We start from the raw sequence: 16,086 nt of genomic DNA on the forward strand, positions 1-16,086 counted from the left end.
CGCTTAAAAGAACAGCGTCGTCACCAGCGAATAAAGCACGAAAAATCCATTCGCCATCAACAGGCAGAAGACGGCAAAGGAGCCGAGATCCTTGGCGTGCCGCCCGACCGAGGAGATTTCCGGCGAAATGCGGTCCACCAGCTCTTCGATGGCGGTATTGAGCGCTTCCACCGAAAACAGCAGCAGCATCAGCACGGTGAAGACGAGAAGATGCGCAAAGGGCGCGCCGACCACCAGAAGCAGGGCAAGCCCGACACCGAAGGCGAGAACCTCGTGCCGGAAGGCCGCTTCCTGCCACAGCCGGCCGAGCCCCTGCACGGAATAGCGGGCGGCGGCGAAAAGATGCCGCCAGCCCTTTTCCTTGCGAAAGGCGGGCTCCGGTTGCTTCCTCTGCGGCGTCGCGTCCATCTGTAACCTCAATGGTCGGTGCGGGAGCTGATGCGGGTGTCCACACCTGCCGCTTCGAACGTCGCCATGCCGGAATGGCAGGCGGCCGCAGCCTTGACGATGCCGGCGGCAAGCGCTGCCCCGGTGCCCTCGCCCAGCCGCATGCCAAGCGCCAGAAGCGGCGTCTTGCCGAGTTTTTCAACGGCGGCCAGATGGCCGGGCTCGCCCGAGACATGGCCGATCAGGCAATGGTCGAGCGCCGAAGGATTGGCGGCCTTTAACAGAGCGGCAGCGGCCGTCGCCACATAACCGTCGATCAGCACGGGAATACGCTGCACGCGGGCGGCGAGAATGGCGCCGGCAATCGCCGCGATCTCGCGTCCGCCGAGACGGCGCATGATTTCCAGCGGGTCGGACAGATGATCCTTGTGGAACTCCACCGCAGCCTTCACCGCCGCGATCTTGCGGGCCATGACCTCGCCTTCCGAGCCGGTGCCCGGACCGGTCCACTCTTCCGCCGTGCCGCCGTAAAGCGCGAGATTGATCGCCGCCGCAATGGTGGTGTTGCCGATACCCATTTCGCCGACGCAGAGAAGGTCGGTGCCGCCGGCAATCGCTTCCATGCCGAAGGCCATGGTGGCGGCGCAGTCGCGCTCGGAAAGCGCGGGCTCGCAGGTGATGTCGCCGGTCGGATAATCGAGCGCCAGATCGAAGATCTTCAGACCGAGATCGTTGGCAACGCAGATCTGGTTGATCGCCGCACCGCCTGCCGCGAAATTTTCCACCATCTGCTGGGTCACGGAGGTCGGATAGGGCGTAACGCCATGGCGGGTGACGCCGTGATTACCGGCGAAGATCGCCACCAGCGGGCGGGTGACGGCCGGAGAACGGCCGGACCAGGCAGCCAGCCACATGGCGATTTCTTCCAGACGGCCGAGCGAACCGGCAGGCTTGGTCAGCTGAGCATTGCGTTCCTTGGCCGCCACAAGCGCGTGCGTATCCGGGCCGGGAAGCTCGCGCAGCAGCGCGCGGAAATCGTCGAAGGGCAATCCGCTCATGCTCATGATATCTGTCTTTCTCGTCGTCGGGTTGGCTGTCGCATCGGCTCATGCGTCCGGAACTTGTGTTTTCCGGCAAATCGGTCTTTGTTGCGCCTCTCATAATCGCGGATGCGCCGCGGAACAACCGGAAATGCAGCAACTGCAACGGAGAGAGCATGAAGGCCGGGGATTTTATAACAGATGTCATGCATTCCCTCGCCTTTCTGAGCCGCCTGCCCGTTCCTTCCCGTTTCTTCGAAGACAGTTCCGGCGTATCAATGCGCCGCGCCGCCCGCGCCTTTCCCGCCGCCGGCCTGCTGATCGCCCTGCCGGCCGCTTTCCTGGTAATGATTTTCGCCGGCTTCGATGCCTCGCCCCAGCTCACCGGCTGGTTCGCCATCGGCCTGACGGCGCTCGCAACGGACGCGCTGCACGAAGACGGTCTCGCGGATATGGCCGACGGTTTCGGCGGCGGCAAGGATAGAACGCGCATGCTTGAGATCATGAAGGACAGCCGTATCGGCAGCTATGGCACGATCGCCATGGTCCTCTCCTTTGCACTGCGCGCAACGGCGCTCGCGTCATTGATCGAGACCCTGCCCGGCAAAACCGCCGCCGCCTGCCTGATCGCCGCGCTTGTCATGAGCCGCGCCCTGATGGTGTGGCACTGGCAGGCCCTGCCCGCCGCCAAAACCTCCGGCATCGCCGCCGGCGCCGGCCAGCCGGGGGCAACCGAGCGCAACATCGCGCTGGTGATCGGGCTGCTGCTTTTCATCCTGTTCACACTGCACGCCCTGCCGCTGCTGTCGATTGCCCTCGTGCTGGCGGCAGCCGTTCTGGCGGCCGTGCTTTTCGGCAGGCTCTGCGACAGGAAGATCGGCGGCCATACCGGCGATACCATCGGCGCCTGCCAGCAGATCACGGAGATCGTGATTCTCGTCGCTCTTGCCCTTGCGGCGTGACGGCCTGATATAAATCATCATGGAAACACCCTGCATCCATATCTGCCGCCTCGATGAAACCAGCAGCCTCTGCATCGGCTGCGGGCGAATGCTGGATGAAATTGGCGGCTGGGCAGGGTATAGCGACGAGAAGCGCCGCGAAATCATGCGGTTGCTGCCGCAAAGACTGGCAAACCTGCCCGAGACCGCCAAGGAGACGCACACCGCATGAACAGGCTGACCATCGTTCTCCTCCTGCTGGCCGTCGGCCTTGGCCTGCTTCTCATCAATCACGACGGCGGCCGAACGCTCGGCATCGACAATGACCAATTTGCCTATGTGCTTTATCTTCTGCCCATTGCCGGCCTGTTATCCGCCGGCATCCTGACCGGAAGACGCGGTGGTTTCGGCACCGTCATCCGCCAGCTCGCCGTCTGGCTCGTCATCATTCTCGGCCTCGTCTCGCTTTATCTCTATCGCTACGACCTGCAAGCCTTCGGCGACCGGCTGCTGGGCGGCCTGATGCCCGGCCGCGCCGTGGTGGTAACGACGGCTGGCGGCGAGCAGGAAATCGTGCTGCATAAATCGATGAGCGGCCATTTCGAGGCGAATGTCGGCGTCGAGGGCAAGACGATCCACATGCTGGTCGATACTGGCGCAAGCTCGGTGGTGCTCGCCAATGCAGATGCGGCCGCAATCGGCATCGACACCACAAATCTCCGCTATACCGTACCGGTGATGACCGCGAATGGCCGCACGGCGGCAGCCCCGGTTACCCTGTCGGAAATCAGCATTGGCCCGATCATGCGACGCAACATCCCCGCCCTCGTCGCGCAGGATGGCCAATTGGGCCAGAGCCTGCTTGGCATGAGCTTCCTGTCGACGCTCGGTTCGCTGCAGATGCAGACCGATGAATTGCGGTTACGCGACCGGTAACCCCAGCCCCCTGTGTTTCACTTCCCGGGCTCACACGGGCTAGCGGCCCCGGAAAGGAAATACCCCGTTGCGACCGCAATCGGGATATTCTTTTCGCGCATAGGGGATAACGGCAGGCCATTGCCCCTTGATTCCTTCCCATTTGATAATTTATGTTGGCTCTGTTCTCAGGGCGGGGTGCAATTCCCCACCGGCGGTATCGGGATTTTTCCCGGAGCCCGCGAGCGCTTCCGGTCTCCAAAGCCGGAAGGTCAGCAGATCCGGTGAGAGGCCGGAGCCGACGGTATAGTCCGGATGGAAGAGGACAAGGCATAGGACGCCCGCGCGTGAGCGCGGCTTCGCATTGCATTGTTCGCCCAAGGGATATTTGGCGCTTCTCGAAGCGCGAAAATGCCGCAAAACGGCATAACCCTTGAAAGGCTTGAAAGAAAATGACCATTGCCAAGATTGAAGACGCCATCGAAGCCATTTCCCGTGGCGAGATGGTAATTGTGGTTGACGACGAAGACCGCGAAAATGAAGGCGATATCATCGCCGCCTCCGACAGCATCACCCCGCAGCAGATCGCCTTCATGATGAACCATGCGCGCGGGCTGATCTGCGTCGCCATGCCGGGCGAGCGTCTCGATGCGCTCGACATTCCGCTGATGGTGTCGCGCAATACCGAATCCCTCAAGACGGCCTTCACCGTCTCGGTGGACTATATTCCGGGCACCACCACCGGCATTTCCGCCGCCGACCGCGCGAAGACCGTGCGCGCGCTGGTATCGGAAGAATCGCGCCCGGAAGATTTCGCCCGCCCCGGCCACATCTTCCCGCTGCGCGCCAACCCGCAGGGCGTTCTCGGCCGCACCGGCCACACCGAAGCAGCCGTGGACCTCTGCCGCCTCGCCGGCAAGTATCCCTGCGGCACCATCTGCGAAGTCGCCAATGACGACGGCACCATGGCCCGCCTGCCCCAGCTCGAAGTCTTCGCCGAACGCCACGGCCTGCTGGTCGTGACGATCAAGGATCTTGTTGCTTACCTGAAGGGCGAGGTTGTCGAGGATGTGGTGCAGAAGCAGGTTGCGTGAGCTGCTGCTCGTGTCGTGAATACGAAAACGCCCGGCGCAAGCCGGGCGTGAAATGGGTAACTGAAGCGCTGAAACCTCTCAGCTCCGTCATCCTCGGGCTTGACCCGAGGATCCACAACTCGGCCACCCATGGATCCTCGGGTCAAGCCCGAGGATGACGTGGAGTGTGGTGAACCGCCGATTGGCGCGGACGTCCATGTTTATCAAACCAGGAAGCTCAATACTTCCGCGCCAAAACCTTACCAGCAGCAGAAACCGCCATCCACCAGCAGATCCACGCCCGTCACGAAGCTCGCCGCATCTGACAGCAGGAAGATCGCCGGACCAACCATCTCATCAACGCCCGCCATGCGCTGCATCGGCGTCTGTTCTTCGAACAGCTTGGTCTGATGCACCATCTCCGGCCGCGTATTCATCGGTGTTGCCGTGTAACCCGGCGAGATGGTGTTGACGCGAATGCCGCGCCCCACCCACTCCATCGCCATGGATTTCGACATGTGGATGACGCCGGCCTTCGAGGCGTTGTAATGGCACTGCATCAGCCCGCGATTGACGATGACGCCGGACATGGAGGCGATGTTGACGATCGCACCGCGGCCGTTCTTCAGCATGGCATTGGCTTCCGCCTGGCAGGACAGGAAAACGCCCTTCAGGTTGATGTCCATCATCGTCTGGAACTGGCTTTCGTCCATCTCCTCGGCCGGATTGGCATTGGCGATGCCGGCGGCATTGACGGCAAGTGAAAGCGCGCCAAGCTCGGCCTCAGTACGCGCGACCGCTTCAGTCAATGCCTGCTTGCTGGTGACGTCAGCCGCAATCTGGATCGACTTGCGTCCGGCCTTGGCGATAAAATCGGCCGTCTGCGCCAGGCCGTCATCGGTGCGGCGGTCGAGCAGCGCGACATTAGCGCCGGACTGGGCAAGCCCCATGGCGATCCGCTGGCCGATGCCGGAACCGGCGCCGGTGACGAGCGCCACCTGGCCGGAAAGATCGAACAGTTTCGGCGCGTTGAGCGTGATGGTGGACATCGGTATTTCCTTCTTCAGATGGTTGCCAGTTCCATGACCGAGACGTCGTTTGCTTCGTCACGGTTGAGAATGCCGGCCTGTTTTCCCTGCGCGAGCACGAGGATGCGGTTCGATACGCCCAGCACTTCCTCGAGATCGGAACTGACGACGATGACGGCCACGCCGCTTTTCGCCAGACCGACGATAATGTCGTAAATGCCCGCCCGCGCGCCGACATCGATGCCGCGGGTCGGCTCGTCCAGCACCACAACGCGCGGATTGCGAGCCAGCCATTTGGCAATGACCACCTTCTGCTGGTTGCCACCGGAAAGATCCGACGCCGGCTGTTCGCTGCGGCCCTTCACCCCGAATTTGGCGATGGCTTCTTTTGTAAAGGCACGCTTGATGCGCGACGTGATCCAGCCGGTGCCAACGCGGTCGAGATTGGCATAGATCAGGTTCTCGCCGATCTCGTGCTCCACCACCAGCCCCTGCAATTTACGGTCTTCCGGCACCATGACGATGCCCTTCTCTATCGCGTCCGCCGGGCTTTTCAGCGTCAGCACCTTGCCATCCAGCAGTACCTCACCCGCACTCGTCGAGTCGGCACCGGAAATCGCCCGCACCAGCTCGGTGCGTCCCGCCCCGATAAGACCGGCGATACCAAGAATTTCGCCGGCGCGAACGCCGAAGCTGATGTCGCGGAAGGCGTTGTTCGCGCCGGTCAGCCCCTTGACCTCCAGCACCACCTTGTCCTGCGGTTCCGGCAGCGCTGGAAACAGGCGCTCCAGCGAGCGGCCGACCATGCTTTCAACGATGGTACGCACCGGTGTTGCGCTATCGGCAAATTCATGCACCCGCTCGCCATCGCGCAACACGACGATGCGGTCGGTGATCTGTTTGATCTCTTCCATGCGGTGGGAAATATAGATGATGCCGACTCCCTCGGCGCGCAGCTTGCGCACCTGCTCAAACAGCGCCTGTGTTTCCGCGCCGCCAAGTGCCGCCGTCGGCTCGTCGAGGATCAGTAGTTTGGCGTCCAGCGCCAGCGCCTTGGCGATTTCGATCAGCTGCTGATTGGCGGTCGAAAGGCCGGCCACCTTGCGGGTTGCGGGAATGTGAAGGTTGAGGCGTGCCAATTGCTGCTGGGCTCTGCGCACCATCTTGGCACGGTCGACAACGCCGTTCTTCATCGGCCAGCGGCCAATGAACACGTTTTCGGCGATGGAAAGCTCCGGCAGAAGCTTCAATTCCTGATGGATGAGGACGATGCCCTTGTCGATCGCCTCGCGCGGTGATGCAGGCGCGTAAGGCTGTCCAAGCCATGTCATCGTGCCTTCGGACGGTTCACGCGAACCGGCGATGATGCCTGACAGCGTGGATTTGCCCGCGCCGTTTTCACCCAGCAGGGCCACCACTTCGCCGGGATAAACATCGAGATCGACGTTTTTCAGGACCTCGAGCGGACCGTAACGTTTGCTGATGCCACGGAGCGAAAGAACCGGCTCGCGCATGACGGGACCTCCCAGGACATGATCGCGGCGGAGAGACGCCACAGCCTTGTGTCCAAATTGCATAGAGACAAACCAATGAGAGCCCCGCGCATCCCAGCGGACGCGCGGGGCGGATGCATCAGGGATGGTTGGCGATGAAGCCTTCGACATTTTCCTTGGTGGTCAGCGTCGCATCGGAAAGCTGTACGGCCGGAACCTTCTCGCCGCCGACGATCTTGACGGCCATCTCGACAGCCGTGCGGCCCATCTTCTGGGTCTGCTGTGTTGCGGTCACGTCGAAGACGCCGTTCTTCAGCGCCTCAAGCGCCGCCGTATCGCCATCGAAGCCGCCGACGACGATCTTCTGCGAGGGATTGGCGACCTTGATCGCCTGCGCCGCGCCGAGCGCCAGACCATCGGCCTGCGCAAAGACGATGGAAACATCCGGATTGGCCTGCAGCATGTTCTGCATGATCTGGAAGCCTTCGTCCTGGCTCCACATGTTGGACCACTGTTCGGCAACGATCTTCACGCCGGAATTGGCCTTCACCGATTCCATGCAGCCCTTGGTGCGGTCCACTTCCGGCGTCGTGCCCTTCTGGCCATGGATGATGACCATCTTGCCCGAACCGCCGGCCTGCTTGATAATGTAATCGCAAACCGCCTTGGCGGAGGCGACGGAATCGGTGGCAAGGAAGGTATCGCCCGGCGCGCCATCGGCATTGCGGTCGATGTTGATAACGGGAACGCCGGCGGCCTTGGCAAGCTTCACCGGAACGGTCGCGGCAGCGGCGCCGGCCGGAATATAGATCAGCGCATCGATATTCTGGGTCAGCAGATCCTGGATCTGGTTCACCTGCGTCGGGCCATCGCCCTTGGCATCGACGGTGACGACAGCAATGCCGCGCGTCTTGGCTTCGGCTTCGACGGCCTGCTTGATCTGGTTGAAGAAGTTCGCCTGCAGATTGGCGACGGCAAGGCCGATCTTCTTGACTTCGGCGGCGTTGGCAGAGCCGAGCGACAGGGCGAGAAGGGCGGCGGATGTCAGCAGAATGCGTGAAAATTTCATGATTATTCCTCCATTTGTTGATTGTTGACCTTCGGGCAGATCGAAACTCCTCCCCTCCGGCCGTTTATTTCACGCCTCCCCAATAAGGAGGGTCGTTTATTGCGCGGACGGCTCAGCACCGACCGCAGGCAAATTCAGCTTCTGCGGCGACGCAAAGTTTCAGCGCCAACGGCCAGCACGATGACCACACCGATGATGACCTGCTGCAAAAAGGGAGAGACGTTGAGCAGGTTGAGGCCGTTGCGCAGCACGCCGATGATCAGCACGCCGATCAGCGTTCCGCCGATGCCGCCCGCACCGCCCGAAAGCGAGGTTCCGCCGATGACAACGGCCGCAATCGTATCCAGCTCGTAACCAAAGCCGCTTGAGGGCTGCACCGAGTCGAGACGTGCCGCAAGAACGATGCCGGCGAGACCGGCAAGAACCGCGCAGGCGACATAAACGCAGATCGTCACCAGCGGCACATTGATACCGGCAAGGCGCGCCACTTCCGGGTTACCGCCAACCGCATAGACCGTGCGGCCTTCCGAACGGAAGCGCAGGAACAGCCAGGAAACCAGAACGACGACAAGCATCAGAAGCACGGTCGCTGTCAGCACGCCGAAATGGCGGTCGATTGCCAGCATCATGAACCAGTCAGGGAAACCGACGATCTGTTGTCCATCCGTGATCATGTTGGCGAGACCACGCGCCACCGACATCATCGCCAGCGTGGCGATGAAAGCAGGCACCCGAAAAGCCGTAACCAGAATACCGACCACGAGGCCGCAGGCGGCGGACGCGATCAGCGCCAGCACGATGGCCATGCCCATCGGCATGCCCGCCACATTGGCCGTCCATCCCATGATCATCATCGACAGCGCCAAAACCGAGCCGACGGACAGATCGATGCCGCCGAGAAGGATCACGAAGGTCATGCCGACGGCCATGATGCCGAGAACGGTGATCTGGTCGAGGATGTTGAGCCCATTGCGCAGCGACAGGAAATTCTCGCTGGCGAAGGTCAGAAACACGCAGAGCAGCAGCAGGCCCAAAAGAGGTCCGGTCGCACCGCTCAACCAGGCAAGCGGGCTCCTGGTGTGCGTGACCCCCTCATTGCGTTCAATCGCGGACATGGCTCCTCCCGGTGACTGTCTTGCATTTTTTAAACCGATTAGAATAATTATTCATCATCGGTGAAACATGCATAAGCCAGTTTCGAGAAGCTTGTCAATAGGGTGTTAATGGCGGGACGGACCCTGCGGCGGATGGGATGGCTGGCGACTTACGTTCCCACCCTCATTCCTGTGCTCGTCACAGGAATCCAGCAGACGCGCGTCTGCGCGGCGGAAAGACTCCTTTCAGCCCAAGGACTTGGGCTGGCTGGATCCCTGTGACAAGCACAGGGATGAGGACGCCGCGAATACCCTTCCCCATGAAAAATTCTGCGACACCGGAACGGAGCGGCTTGGGCCCAAACAACACAATTCACAATTCCGGCTTGACAGAAACGCCATCTCTGCAATTATATAAATAGCTGTATAAATATTCACACGCATGTTTTGAAGAGGATTCCATGCAGTCCCAGGAGCTAGAGCGCATTGCGCGCCAGATTCGCCTTCGCGACGTACAAGCCGTTTTCGAAGCGGGTGCGGGCCATGTCGGCGGCGAAATGTCCGCTATCGACATCATGACGGCCCTTTATTTCCGCGTCCTGCGCATCTGGCCGGATGATCCGAAGAACCCTGCCCGCGACCGTTTCGTGCTTTCCAAGGGCCATACGGCCTGCGCGCTTTATGTGACGCTCGCCAAGCGCGGTTTCATCCCGGAAGAGGAAATCTCGACCTTCCTGCAGCCGAATTCGCGCCTTAACGGCCATCCCAACTGTAACAAGGTGCCGGGCGTCGAAACCAATACAGGCCCGCTCGGCCATGGATTGCCCGTCGCCGTCGGCATGGCCAAGGCGGCCAAGCTTTCCGGTGCCGACTACCACACCTATGTGATGACCGGCGACGGCGAGATGCAGGAAGGCTCCAACTGGGAAGCCATCATGTCCGCCGCCCAATTCGGCCTGAACAACCTGACGCTGATCGTCGATCACAATCGCTTCCAGCAGGGTGCGGCGCTTTCGGAAACCAACGATGTCGCGCCGCTTCGCCCGAAGCTGGAAGCTTTCGGCTGGGAAGTCAGCGAAATCAACGGCAACGCCATGGCGGAAGTCGTGCCGGCGCTGGAGCATCGCGGCAACCGCCCGCATTGCATCGTCGCCCACACCAACAAGGGTCACGGCATTTCCTTCATGCAGGACCGCGTTGACTGGCACCATAAGGTTCCGAGCAGGGAACAATATGAAATCGCCGTCAAAGAACTTTCGGAGGCATTGTGATGAACGCGCCCGTAACCGCCGCCAAGCTTTATGACTGCCGCGACGCCTTCGCCGAAACGCTGGAGGCGCTGGCCGCCGGCAATGACAAGGTCGTCGCCGTCTGCAACGATTCGGTCGGCTCCTCGAAACTCGGCGGCTTCAAGTCGAAATTCCCCGAGCGCCTCGTCAATGTCGGGATCGCCGAACAGAACATGGTCGGCGTTGGCGCCGGCCTTGCCAATGGCGGCCAGCTGCCCTTCGTCTGCGGCGCATCCTGCTTCCTCACCGGCCGCGCGCTGGAGCAGATCAAGGTCGACCTCGCTTATTCCAACGCCAATGTGAAGCTGATCGGCATATCCTCGGGCATGGCCTATGGCGAACTCGGCCCGACGCATCATTCCATCGAGGATTTCGCCTGGACCCGCGTTCTGCCGAACCTGCCGGTCATCGCCCCCTGCGACCGCATCGAGACGGCCGCCGCCGTCAAATGGGCGGCGGACTATGCCGGCCCCTGCTTCCTGCGCCTGTCGCGCGTCGGCGTGCCGGATCTGCTGCCGGAAGGCCATGTCTTCGAACTCGGCCGCGCCAATCTGCTGCGCGAAGGCTCCGATGTGACGCTGATCGCCAACGGCACGCTGACGCACCGCATCGTCAAGGCCGCCGACATTCTGGCAAGCCGTGGCGTCAGGGCGCGTGTGCTGAACATGGCGACCGTGCGTCCCATCGATGAGGCGGCCATCGTCGCCGCAGCGACCGAAACCGGCGCGATCCTGACGGCCGAGGAACATTCGATCTTCGGCGGCCTCGGCTCCGCCATTGCCGAAGTCGTGGTCGAACAGGCCCCCGTGCCGATGAAACGCCTCGGCGTCCCCGGCGTCTTCGCCCATACGGGTTCGGCCGAATGGCTGCTCGATGAGTTCGGCATGGCGCCTGCCGCCATTGCGGATGCGGCCGAAGCGCTGATCAAGAGGAAATAAGGTCTCCTCCCAGAGTCGTCGCGTGTCTTCGGATGCGCGGCGACACCCTTTCTGCAATATCGTCGTTTAATCGCCGCAAGGCCGAAACGAAAAACTGCCGACGAAAGACTCACGTAATGCGCGCCATTCTGTCCATCGATCAGGGCACCACCAATTCCAAGGCCATTCTCGTCTCGGAAAGCGGAGAGTTGCTGGCGCGCGGCTCATCACCGGTCGGCATCGCCTATCCGCAGCCTGGCTGGGTGGAACAGGAGCCGCAGCGCATCTGGGCCTCGGTCTGCGAAGCGATCTCCGCCTGCCTTGCCGCCGCGCCCTCTGACGTCGATGTCGCGGCCATCGCCATCTCCAACCAGCGCGAATCCGTGACCATCTGGGACGGCGAAACCGGTGAGCCGCTCGGCCCGGTGCTCAGCTGGCAGTGCCGAAGAACGGCGCAAGACTGCGCTGAGCTGATCGAGAGAGGCCATTCCGAGCGCGTCATGGCGCTGACCGGCCTGCCGATCGACCCAATGTTTCCCGGCGCAAAAATGCGCTGGCTTCTGGAGCGTGCCCCGAAGGGGCGCAGGCTCCGCATCGGCACCATCGATAGCTGGCTCATCCATTGCTTCACCGGCGGCAAGGTTCATGCCTGCGACGCCTCCAACGCCGCCCGCAGCCAGGTGCTCGATCTCAACCGGCAGGTCTGGAGCGATGAGCTTTGCGAGCTCTTCGGCATCGATATCAACGCCCTGCCCGATCTGCGCGACAGCAGCGGCGATTTTGGCGTCACATCAGGCGTTCCCGGCATCAAGGACGGCACGCCGATCCTCGCCGCCATCGGCGACAGCCATGCCGCCCTCTTCGGTCATGGCGCCTTCAATCCGGGTGACGGCAAGGTAACCTTCGGCACCGGCTCCTCTGTCATGACGACCCTGCCGCATTTCATCGCGCCCGAACGCGGCATCACCACCACCGTCGCATGGCGGCTCGGCGGCAAACCCACCTTCGCCTTCGAGGGCAATATTCTCGTTTCCGCCGCCTCCCTACCCTGGATGACGGAGATTCTCGGCCTGCCCGATGTCGCCGCCCTCGTCGAGCTGGCCGCCACCGCCGAGCCAAACGGCCCCGGCTTCGTGCCGGCCTTCGTCGGTCTCGGCGCGCCCTATTGGGATACGAATGCGCGTGCGCTTTTCTCCCAGATCAATTTCAGCACCAGCCGTGCCCAGATGGCCCGCGCTGTCACCGATTCCATCGCCTTTCAGGTCCATGACGTCTTTGCCGCCATGCGCGCGCAGTCGCCTTCCGGTTTCGGGCGGCTGTTTGTGGATGGCGGGCCGAGCCAGAACCGTTTCCTGATGCAATGCGTCGCCGATATGCTGGAACACCCCGTCATCCAGCGCGATGCGCCGGAAGCCTCCGCGCTGGGCGCTGCCTATCTCGCCGGCCTCGCCCTCGGTTTCTGGAGCGATCTTACGGCCATCGCCGCCCTTGCAAGCCAGGGCAACACCATCGCGCCCGCCAACAGCGAAAGCCGGGAGCGGCTCGGCATCTGGCGCGACGCGATTGCCCGCTCGACCTTGCCTGTAACCTCGGGTAATGGTGAATAAAAATTCACCCTGGAGGGCTTATGGGCAGGCTAAACGAACTTCGAATGATTTCCCGCGTGGCGCAGATGTATTTCAGCGAGCACAAGCGTCAGGCGGAAATCGCCCAGCATCTCAATCTTTCGCAAGCCACCGTCTCGCGCATGTTGAAGCGCGCCGAAACGGAAGGCATCGTCCGCACCAGCATCATTCCGCCGCCCGGCACCTATAGCGATCTGGAAGCGCAGCTGCGCGAACGTTTCGACCTGCCGGAGGCCATCGTTGTCGATTGCAGCGAGGATCGCGATGGCGCGATCATGGCCCGCATCGGCGAAGCGGCGGCGCATTTTCTCGAAGTGACACTGTCGCAGAACGAGATCATCGGCGTTTCCAGCTGGAGCCAGACGATCTTCAAGATGGTGGAAAACATCCACCCGCTTAAAGGCGCCAAGGCGCGCTATATCGTCCAGACGCTGGGCGGCATGGGCGACCCATCGGTACAGACGCATGCGACCCAGATCACCACGCGTCTGGCGCGGCTGACGGAGGCGGAACCGAAACTGCTACCGGTGCCGGGCGTCGCCACGTCCCGCGAGGCGAAGCTTTTGATGCTCGCCGATCCCTTCGTGCGCGAAACCATCGATCTCTTCGGGTCGATCACGCTCGCCGTCGTCGGCATCGGTGCGGTCGAGCCGTCGGAGCTTCTCGCCCGCTCCGGCAACATCTTTTCCGCCAAGGAACTCGCCGATCTCGCGCAGGCGGGTGCGGTGGGCGACATATCGCTGCGGTTCTTCGACAGGCAAGGCAAGCCGGTCAAAACACCGCTCGATGACCGGGTCATCGGCCTGCCGCTGGAAAACCTCTCCAATGTCGACCGTGTCATCGCGCTCGCCGGCGGTTCGAAAAAGACCGAGGCGATTGCCGGTGCGCTCAGAACCGGTGTGATCGACGTGCTTGTCACCGACAAATTCACCGCCGAACGACTGGTCGGCAAGGAAACATAGCCAAAATCCCATAAAGGAGGAGACATGAGGCGCTTTGAAGGTCAATCCGTATTCGTGACCGGAGGCAACAAGGGCATCGGTTACGGCATCGCCCGCCGTTTTGCCGAGGAAGGCGCGAAAGTCGCCATCGCCTCTGTCGACAAGGACACGCAGGACGTTGCGAAAAAACTCGCGGACGAAACCGGCACCGTCACCCATGGCCTCATCCTCGACGTTCGGGATGCGGCAGCGGTGCGCGAGGCCTATGGCGCCGCCGAAGAGGCGATCGGCCCGCTTTCCATTTCCGTCCAGAATGCCGGCGTCATAACCATTTCGAAGATCGAAGAGCTGACGCAGGAACAGTGGGATCTCAACCTCGACGTCAATACCAAGGGCGCGTTCCTCTGCTGCCAGGAGGCGATCCGCCGCTTTCGCGAAAGCGGCACCAAGGGCCGCCTCGTCAACACCGCCTCCGGTCAGGCGCGGCAGGGTTTCATCTATACCCCGCATTACGCCGCCTCGAAGTTCGGCGTCGTCGGCCTGACGCAAAGCCTTGCCAAGGAACTGGCGCCGGAAGGCATCACCGTCAACGCCATTTGCCCCGGCATCATCCATACCGAAATGTGGGACTATAACGACCGCGTCTGGGGCCAGATGCTGGGCGACTACAAGCCCGGCGAACTGATGGCCGAATGGGTGCGCAACATCCCCATGCGCCGCGCCGGAACGCCCGCCGAAGTCGCCGCACTGGTGGCGTTTCTGGCTTCCGACGACGCGGCCTATATCACCGGCCAGACGATCAATGTCGATGGTGGGTTGATTATGTCTTGATGTAACCCGCAATACCAGATGGCAGGAGGAGGCTTTAACCGGGAATAACTGGGAAAATCCGGGAACCTGCGGTTAAAACCTTTATTTGCGCGGCATTTGCGACACTGTCTAGAAGGTCTCAAAGGGCCTCAAAAGAAAATCACGACGCAAGATCAAATGGCAGGCAGGGTGCGCGGCACCAAATCGTAATGTGTAGTCGCCACCGCTAGGTGGAACGACCAAACCACATTACCCTACCAGCAATATTAAGCAAATCCACCTCGCCGGGCGCGATCTCCTCAGGAGGATAAAGTGGGTTATCGCTTATTATCTGCAGTGAACCGTTCATCCTGCCATGTACGCGTTTGACCAGAACCATTTCGCCATAAACTATGACGTAGATTGCATTATCTTTTATCCGATCAATCGATGTATCGACCAATAAAATATCGCCGTCTCTGATCGTTGGCTCCATTGAATCGCCTCGCGTTGTGAGGACCCGAGCGTATTTCGGATTGATCTTCCGTGACCTTAGCCAGCTTTCTTGAAAAGCAAGAAAATCAACGGGTTCCTCGGTCACCGCGATCGTGCCGTTGCCAGCCGACGCATGAACACCGAGGCGCGGAATTAGGGTGAAGCCGGGTAGGTCACCGGTCTGAATAATGACGCCACCCTGCGCCTCTGTTGGCAATTCGGGGGCCTCTTCACCAGTAATAAGCCAGTCCAACGACTTTCCAGCGGCATAAGTTAGCATCGCTATGCCGTAAAAATTGGGCTTGGCTTTGCCGTCGCGCCACCGCGCGATCTGCTCGTCTGACACGCCAGCTATTTCCCCCGCTTTTACCAAGCTGCCGATTCGGTCAATCACCACGGATAAGCGTTCTCGCGTGGCCGCGTTATCGAAAGTGGAAACATCGTTTCCGCTTTTTATCGGCTTTGTCAGCATAGACTAACCCATTGATATGCCAAAGCAACTTAACATTACCGCTCATAATCGGTTAATTCCTAAGTGGAAACGCAGATAAGCGTTGCAAACCGACAAAAAGCGAGTACCTTAGTTGAGGCTCTTGTTTGAACACATTGCGGCCGACTGCCCCTGCAAGGGCACCCGACAAAAGGAGATGTCATGACCGCCAAAAAGTGGGATCGCCACGAAATCCTCGCAGAAATCAGACGCCGAGGCATGACGCTAACCGGCATCGCACGCGATGCTGGTCTTTACGCCAGTGCATGCCGAGCAGGCATGATCGGGGCAAGTCGCCCCGGTGCGGAAGCAATAGCGTCAGCACTCGGTATCGGTTTTCGCGAACTCTTTCCTGACAGCTACACACGTGGCCGTCACGACGAGGGGAAGACTAGCAGCAACAGCAGTTGCAACACCAGAGCAAAAAAGTCGTCGAAGTCTGACGGCGCGCAGAGCGCCGCCTGATGATTTCGTCAGGCCGTGCATCCTTTCCTGACAAT

Annotated in this window: 17 protein-coding genes and 1 riboswitch; of the genes, 10 read left to right on the forward strand and 7 right to left on the reverse strand. The window is 61.2% G+C overall.

From position 1 onward, the window contains the following. Positions 1-3: 3 nt before the first annotated feature. Entirely contained in the window at positions 4-408 is a 405-nt protein-coding gene (locus N5D22_RS09030) for a diacylglycerol kinase (RefSeq protein WP_279658547.1), read from the reverse strand. 8 nt (positions 409-416) lie between these two features. Beyond that, positions 417-1,451: a nicotinate-nucleotide--dimethylbenzimidazole phosphoribosyltransferase gene (gene cobT / locus N5D22_RS09035; RefSeq protein ID WP_173989400.1), complete on the reverse strand. Its 1,035-nt coding sequence runs from the start codon at positions 1,449-1,451 to the stop codon at positions 417-419. A 152-nt stretch (positions 1,452-1,603) separates the two neighbouring features. Here cobT and N5D22_RS09040 point away from each other — a divergent pair, with 152 nt between their 5' ends. The 4 genes from N5D22_RS09040 to ribB all read left to right on the forward strand — a co-directional run bounded on the left by N5D22_RS09040 (position 1,604) and on the right by ribB (position 4,377). After that, positions 1,604-2,389 (forward strand): adenosylcobinamide-GDP ribazoletransferase, encoded by a 786-nt coding sequence (locus N5D22_RS09040; protein WP_347881148.1) that lies wholly within the window; start codon positions 1,604-1,606, stop codon positions 2,387-2,389. 19 nt (positions 2,390-2,408) lie between these two features. Next, positions 2,409-2,600: a DUF1289 domain-containing protein gene (locus N5D22_RS09045; protein ID WP_279658549.1), complete on the forward strand. Its 192-nt coding sequence runs from the start codon at positions 2,409-2,411 to the stop codon at positions 2,598-2,600. Beyond that, a complete protein-coding gene (locus N5D22_RS09050) occupies positions 2,597-3,304 on the forward strand; it encodes a TIGR02281 family clan AA aspartic protease (RefSeq protein WP_279658550.1) in 708 nt (235 codons plus the stop codon). Before N5D22_RS09045 ends, N5D22_RS09050 begins: the two co-directional genes overlap by 4 nt. A 159-nt stretch (positions 3,305-3,463) precedes the next feature. Next, a riboswitch (FMN riboswitch) is annotated at positions 3,464-3,614 on the forward strand. Positions 3,615-3,735: 121 nt separating this feature from the next. After that, positions 3,736-4,377: a 3,4-dihydroxy-2-butanone-4-phosphate synthase gene (ribB, locus tag N5D22_RS09055; protein WP_279658551.1), complete on the forward strand. Its 642-nt coding sequence runs from the start codon at positions 3,736-3,738 to the stop codon at positions 4,375-4,377. A gap of 239 nt (positions 4,378-4,616) precedes the next feature. Here ribB and N5D22_RS09060 read toward each other — a convergent pair whose 3' ends face one another. From N5D22_RS09060 to N5D22_RS09075, 4 genes are all read right to left on the reverse strand, one after another. After that, entirely contained in the window at positions 4,617-5,405 is a 789-nt protein-coding gene (locus N5D22_RS09060) for an SDR family oxidoreductase (protein WP_279656121.1), read from the reverse strand. 14 nt (positions 5,406-5,419) lie between these two features. Beyond that, positions 5,420-6,898: a sugar ABC transporter ATP-binding protein gene (locus tag N5D22_RS09065; RefSeq protein WP_279656122.1), complete on the reverse strand. Its 1,479-nt coding sequence runs from the start codon at positions 6,896-6,898 to the stop codon at positions 5,420-5,422. A 118-nt stretch (positions 6,899-7,016) separates the two neighbouring features. Then, positions 7,017-7,946, reverse strand: a complete 930-nt coding sequence (locus tag N5D22_RS09070) for a sugar ABC transporter substrate-binding protein (RefSeq protein WP_035262239.1) — start codon at positions 7,944-7,946, stop codon at positions 7,017-7,019. A gap of 134 nt (positions 7,947-8,080) precedes the next feature. Beyond that, the gene (locus N5D22_RS09075) at positions 8,081-9,061 is read right to left on the reverse strand and encodes an ABC transporter permease (protein ID WP_065655910.1); all 981 of its coding nucleotides are present in this window, start codon (positions 9,059-9,061) and stop codon (positions 8,081-8,083) included. A 440-nt stretch (positions 9,062-9,501) separates the two neighbouring features. Here N5D22_RS09075 and N5D22_RS09080 point away from each other — a divergent pair, with 440 nt between their 5' ends. The 5 genes from N5D22_RS09080 to N5D22_RS09100 all read left to right on the forward strand — a co-directional run bounded on the left by N5D22_RS09080 (position 9,502) and on the right by N5D22_RS09100 (position 14,643). Beyond that, positions 9,502-10,311 carry a transketolase gene (locus tag N5D22_RS09080; RefSeq protein ID WP_279656123.1) on the forward strand — a complete coding sequence of 270 codons (810 nt, stop codon included), beginning with the start codon at positions 9,502-9,504 and terminating at the stop codon, positions 10,309-10,311. Then, positions 10,311-11,267 carry a transketolase family protein gene (locus tag N5D22_RS09085; protein ID WP_279656124.1) on the forward strand — a complete coding sequence of 319 codons (957 nt, stop codon included), beginning with the start codon at positions 10,311-10,313 and terminating at the stop codon, positions 11,265-11,267. Before N5D22_RS09080 ends, N5D22_RS09085 begins: the two co-directional genes overlap by 1 nt. 116 nt (positions 11,268-11,383) lie before the next feature. Then, a complete protein-coding gene (locus N5D22_RS09090; RefSeq protein ID WP_279656125.1) occupies positions 11,384-12,853 on the forward strand; it encodes an FGGY-family carbohydrate kinase in 1,470 nt (489 codons plus the stop codon). A 20-nt stretch (positions 12,854-12,873) separates the two neighbouring features. After that, positions 12,874-13,833, forward strand: a complete 960-nt coding sequence (locus tag N5D22_RS09095) for a sugar-binding transcriptional regulator (protein WP_279656126.1) — start codon at positions 12,874-12,876, stop codon at positions 13,831-13,833. Between the two features lie 24 nt (positions 13,834-13,857). Continuing rightward, positions 13,858-14,643 carry an SDR family oxidoreductase gene (locus N5D22_RS09100; protein ID WP_279656127.1) on the forward strand — a complete coding sequence of 262 codons (786 nt, stop codon included), beginning with the start codon at positions 13,858-13,860 and terminating at the stop codon, positions 14,641-14,643. 205 nt (positions 14,644-14,848) lie between these two features. Here the strand turns inward: N5D22_RS09100 and N5D22_RS09105 are convergent, their stop codons facing one another. Further along, positions 14,849-15,568 carry a helix-turn-helix transcriptional regulator gene (locus N5D22_RS09105; protein WP_271045448.1) on the reverse strand — a complete coding sequence of 240 codons (720 nt, stop codon included), beginning with the start codon at positions 15,566-15,568 and terminating at the stop codon, positions 14,849-14,851. 180 nt (positions 15,569-15,748) lie between these two features. On the opposite strand from N5D22_RS09105, the gene N5D22_RS09110 reads away from it, so the two are divergent. Next, positions 15,749-16,051, forward strand: a complete 303-nt coding sequence (locus N5D22_RS09110; protein WP_271045447.1) for a helix-turn-helix domain-containing protein — start codon at positions 15,749-15,751, stop codon at positions 16,049-16,051. The last annotated feature ends 35 nt before the right edge of the window (positions 16,052-16,086 follow it).

Origin of the sequence: Agrobacterium sp. GD03872, from assembly GCF_029840625.1 — a bacterium.
GTDB lineage: Bacteria > Pseudomonadota > Alphaproteobacteria > Rhizobiales > Rhizobiaceae > Agrobacterium > Agrobacterium fabrum_A.

Coding starts and splice junctions, on each gene's coding strand:
- N5D22_RS09105 (WP_271045448.1), bottom strand. CDS start 15,568: ATGCTGACAAAGCCGATAAAAAGCGGAAACGATGTTTCCACTTTCGAT.
- N5D22_RS09100 (WP_279656127.1), top strand. CDS start 13,858: ATGAGGCGCTTTGAAGGTCAATCCGTATTCGTGACCGGAGGCAACAAG.
- N5D22_RS09040 (WP_347881148.1), top strand. CDS start 1,604: ATGAAGGCCGGGGATTTTATAACAGATGTCATGCATTCCCTCGCCTTT.
- N5D22_RS09065 (WP_279656122.1), bottom strand. CDS start 6,898: ATGCGCGAGCCGGTTCTTTCGCTCCGTGGCATCAGCAAACGTTACGGT.
- N5D22_RS09045 (WP_279658549.1), top strand. CDS start 2,409: ATGGAAACACCCTGCATCCATATCTGCCGCCTCGATGAAACCAGCAGC.
- N5D22_RS09110 (WP_271045447.1), top strand. CDS start 15,749: ATGACCGCCAAAAAGTGGGATCGCCACGAAATCCTCGCAGAAATCAGA.
- N5D22_RS09050 (WP_279658550.1), top strand. CDS start 2,597: ATGAACAGGCTGACCATCGTTCTCCTCCTGCTGGCCGTCGGCCTTGGC.
- ribB (WP_279658551.1), top strand. CDS start 3,736: ATGACCATTGCCAAGATTGAAGACGCCATCGAAGCCATTTCCCGTGGC.
- N5D22_RS09030 (WP_279658547.1), bottom strand. CDS start 408: ATGGACGCGACGCCGCAGAGGAAGCAACCGGAGCCCGCCTTTCGCAAG.
- cobT (WP_173989400.1), bottom strand. CDS start 1,451: ATGAGCATGAGCGGATTGCCCTTCGACGATTTCCGCGCGCTGCTGCGC.
- N5D22_RS09095 (WP_279656126.1), top strand. CDS start 12,874: ATGGGCAGGCTAAACGAACTTCGAATGATTTCCCGCGTGGCGCAGATG.
- N5D22_RS09090 (WP_279656125.1), top strand. CDS start 11,384: ATGCGCGCCATTCTGTCCATCGATCAGGGCACCACCAATTCCAAGGCC.
- N5D22_RS09075 (WP_065655910.1), bottom strand. CDS start 9,061: ATGTCCGCGATTGAACGCAATGAGGGGGTCACGCACACCAGGAGCCCG.
- N5D22_RS09080 (WP_279656123.1), top strand. CDS start 9,502: ATGCAGTCCCAGGAGCTAGAGCGCATTGCGCGCCAGATTCGCCTTCGC.
- N5D22_RS09060 (WP_279656121.1), bottom strand. CDS start 5,405: ATGTCCACCATCACGCTCAACGCGCCGAAACTGTTCGATCTTTCCGGC.
- N5D22_RS09085 (WP_279656124.1), top strand. CDS start 10,311: ATGAACGCGCCCGTAACCGCCGCCAAGCTTTATGACTGCCGCGACGCC.
- N5D22_RS09070 (WP_035262239.1), bottom strand. CDS start 7,946: ATGAAATTTTCACGCATTCTGCTGACATCCGCCGCCCTTCTCGCCCTG.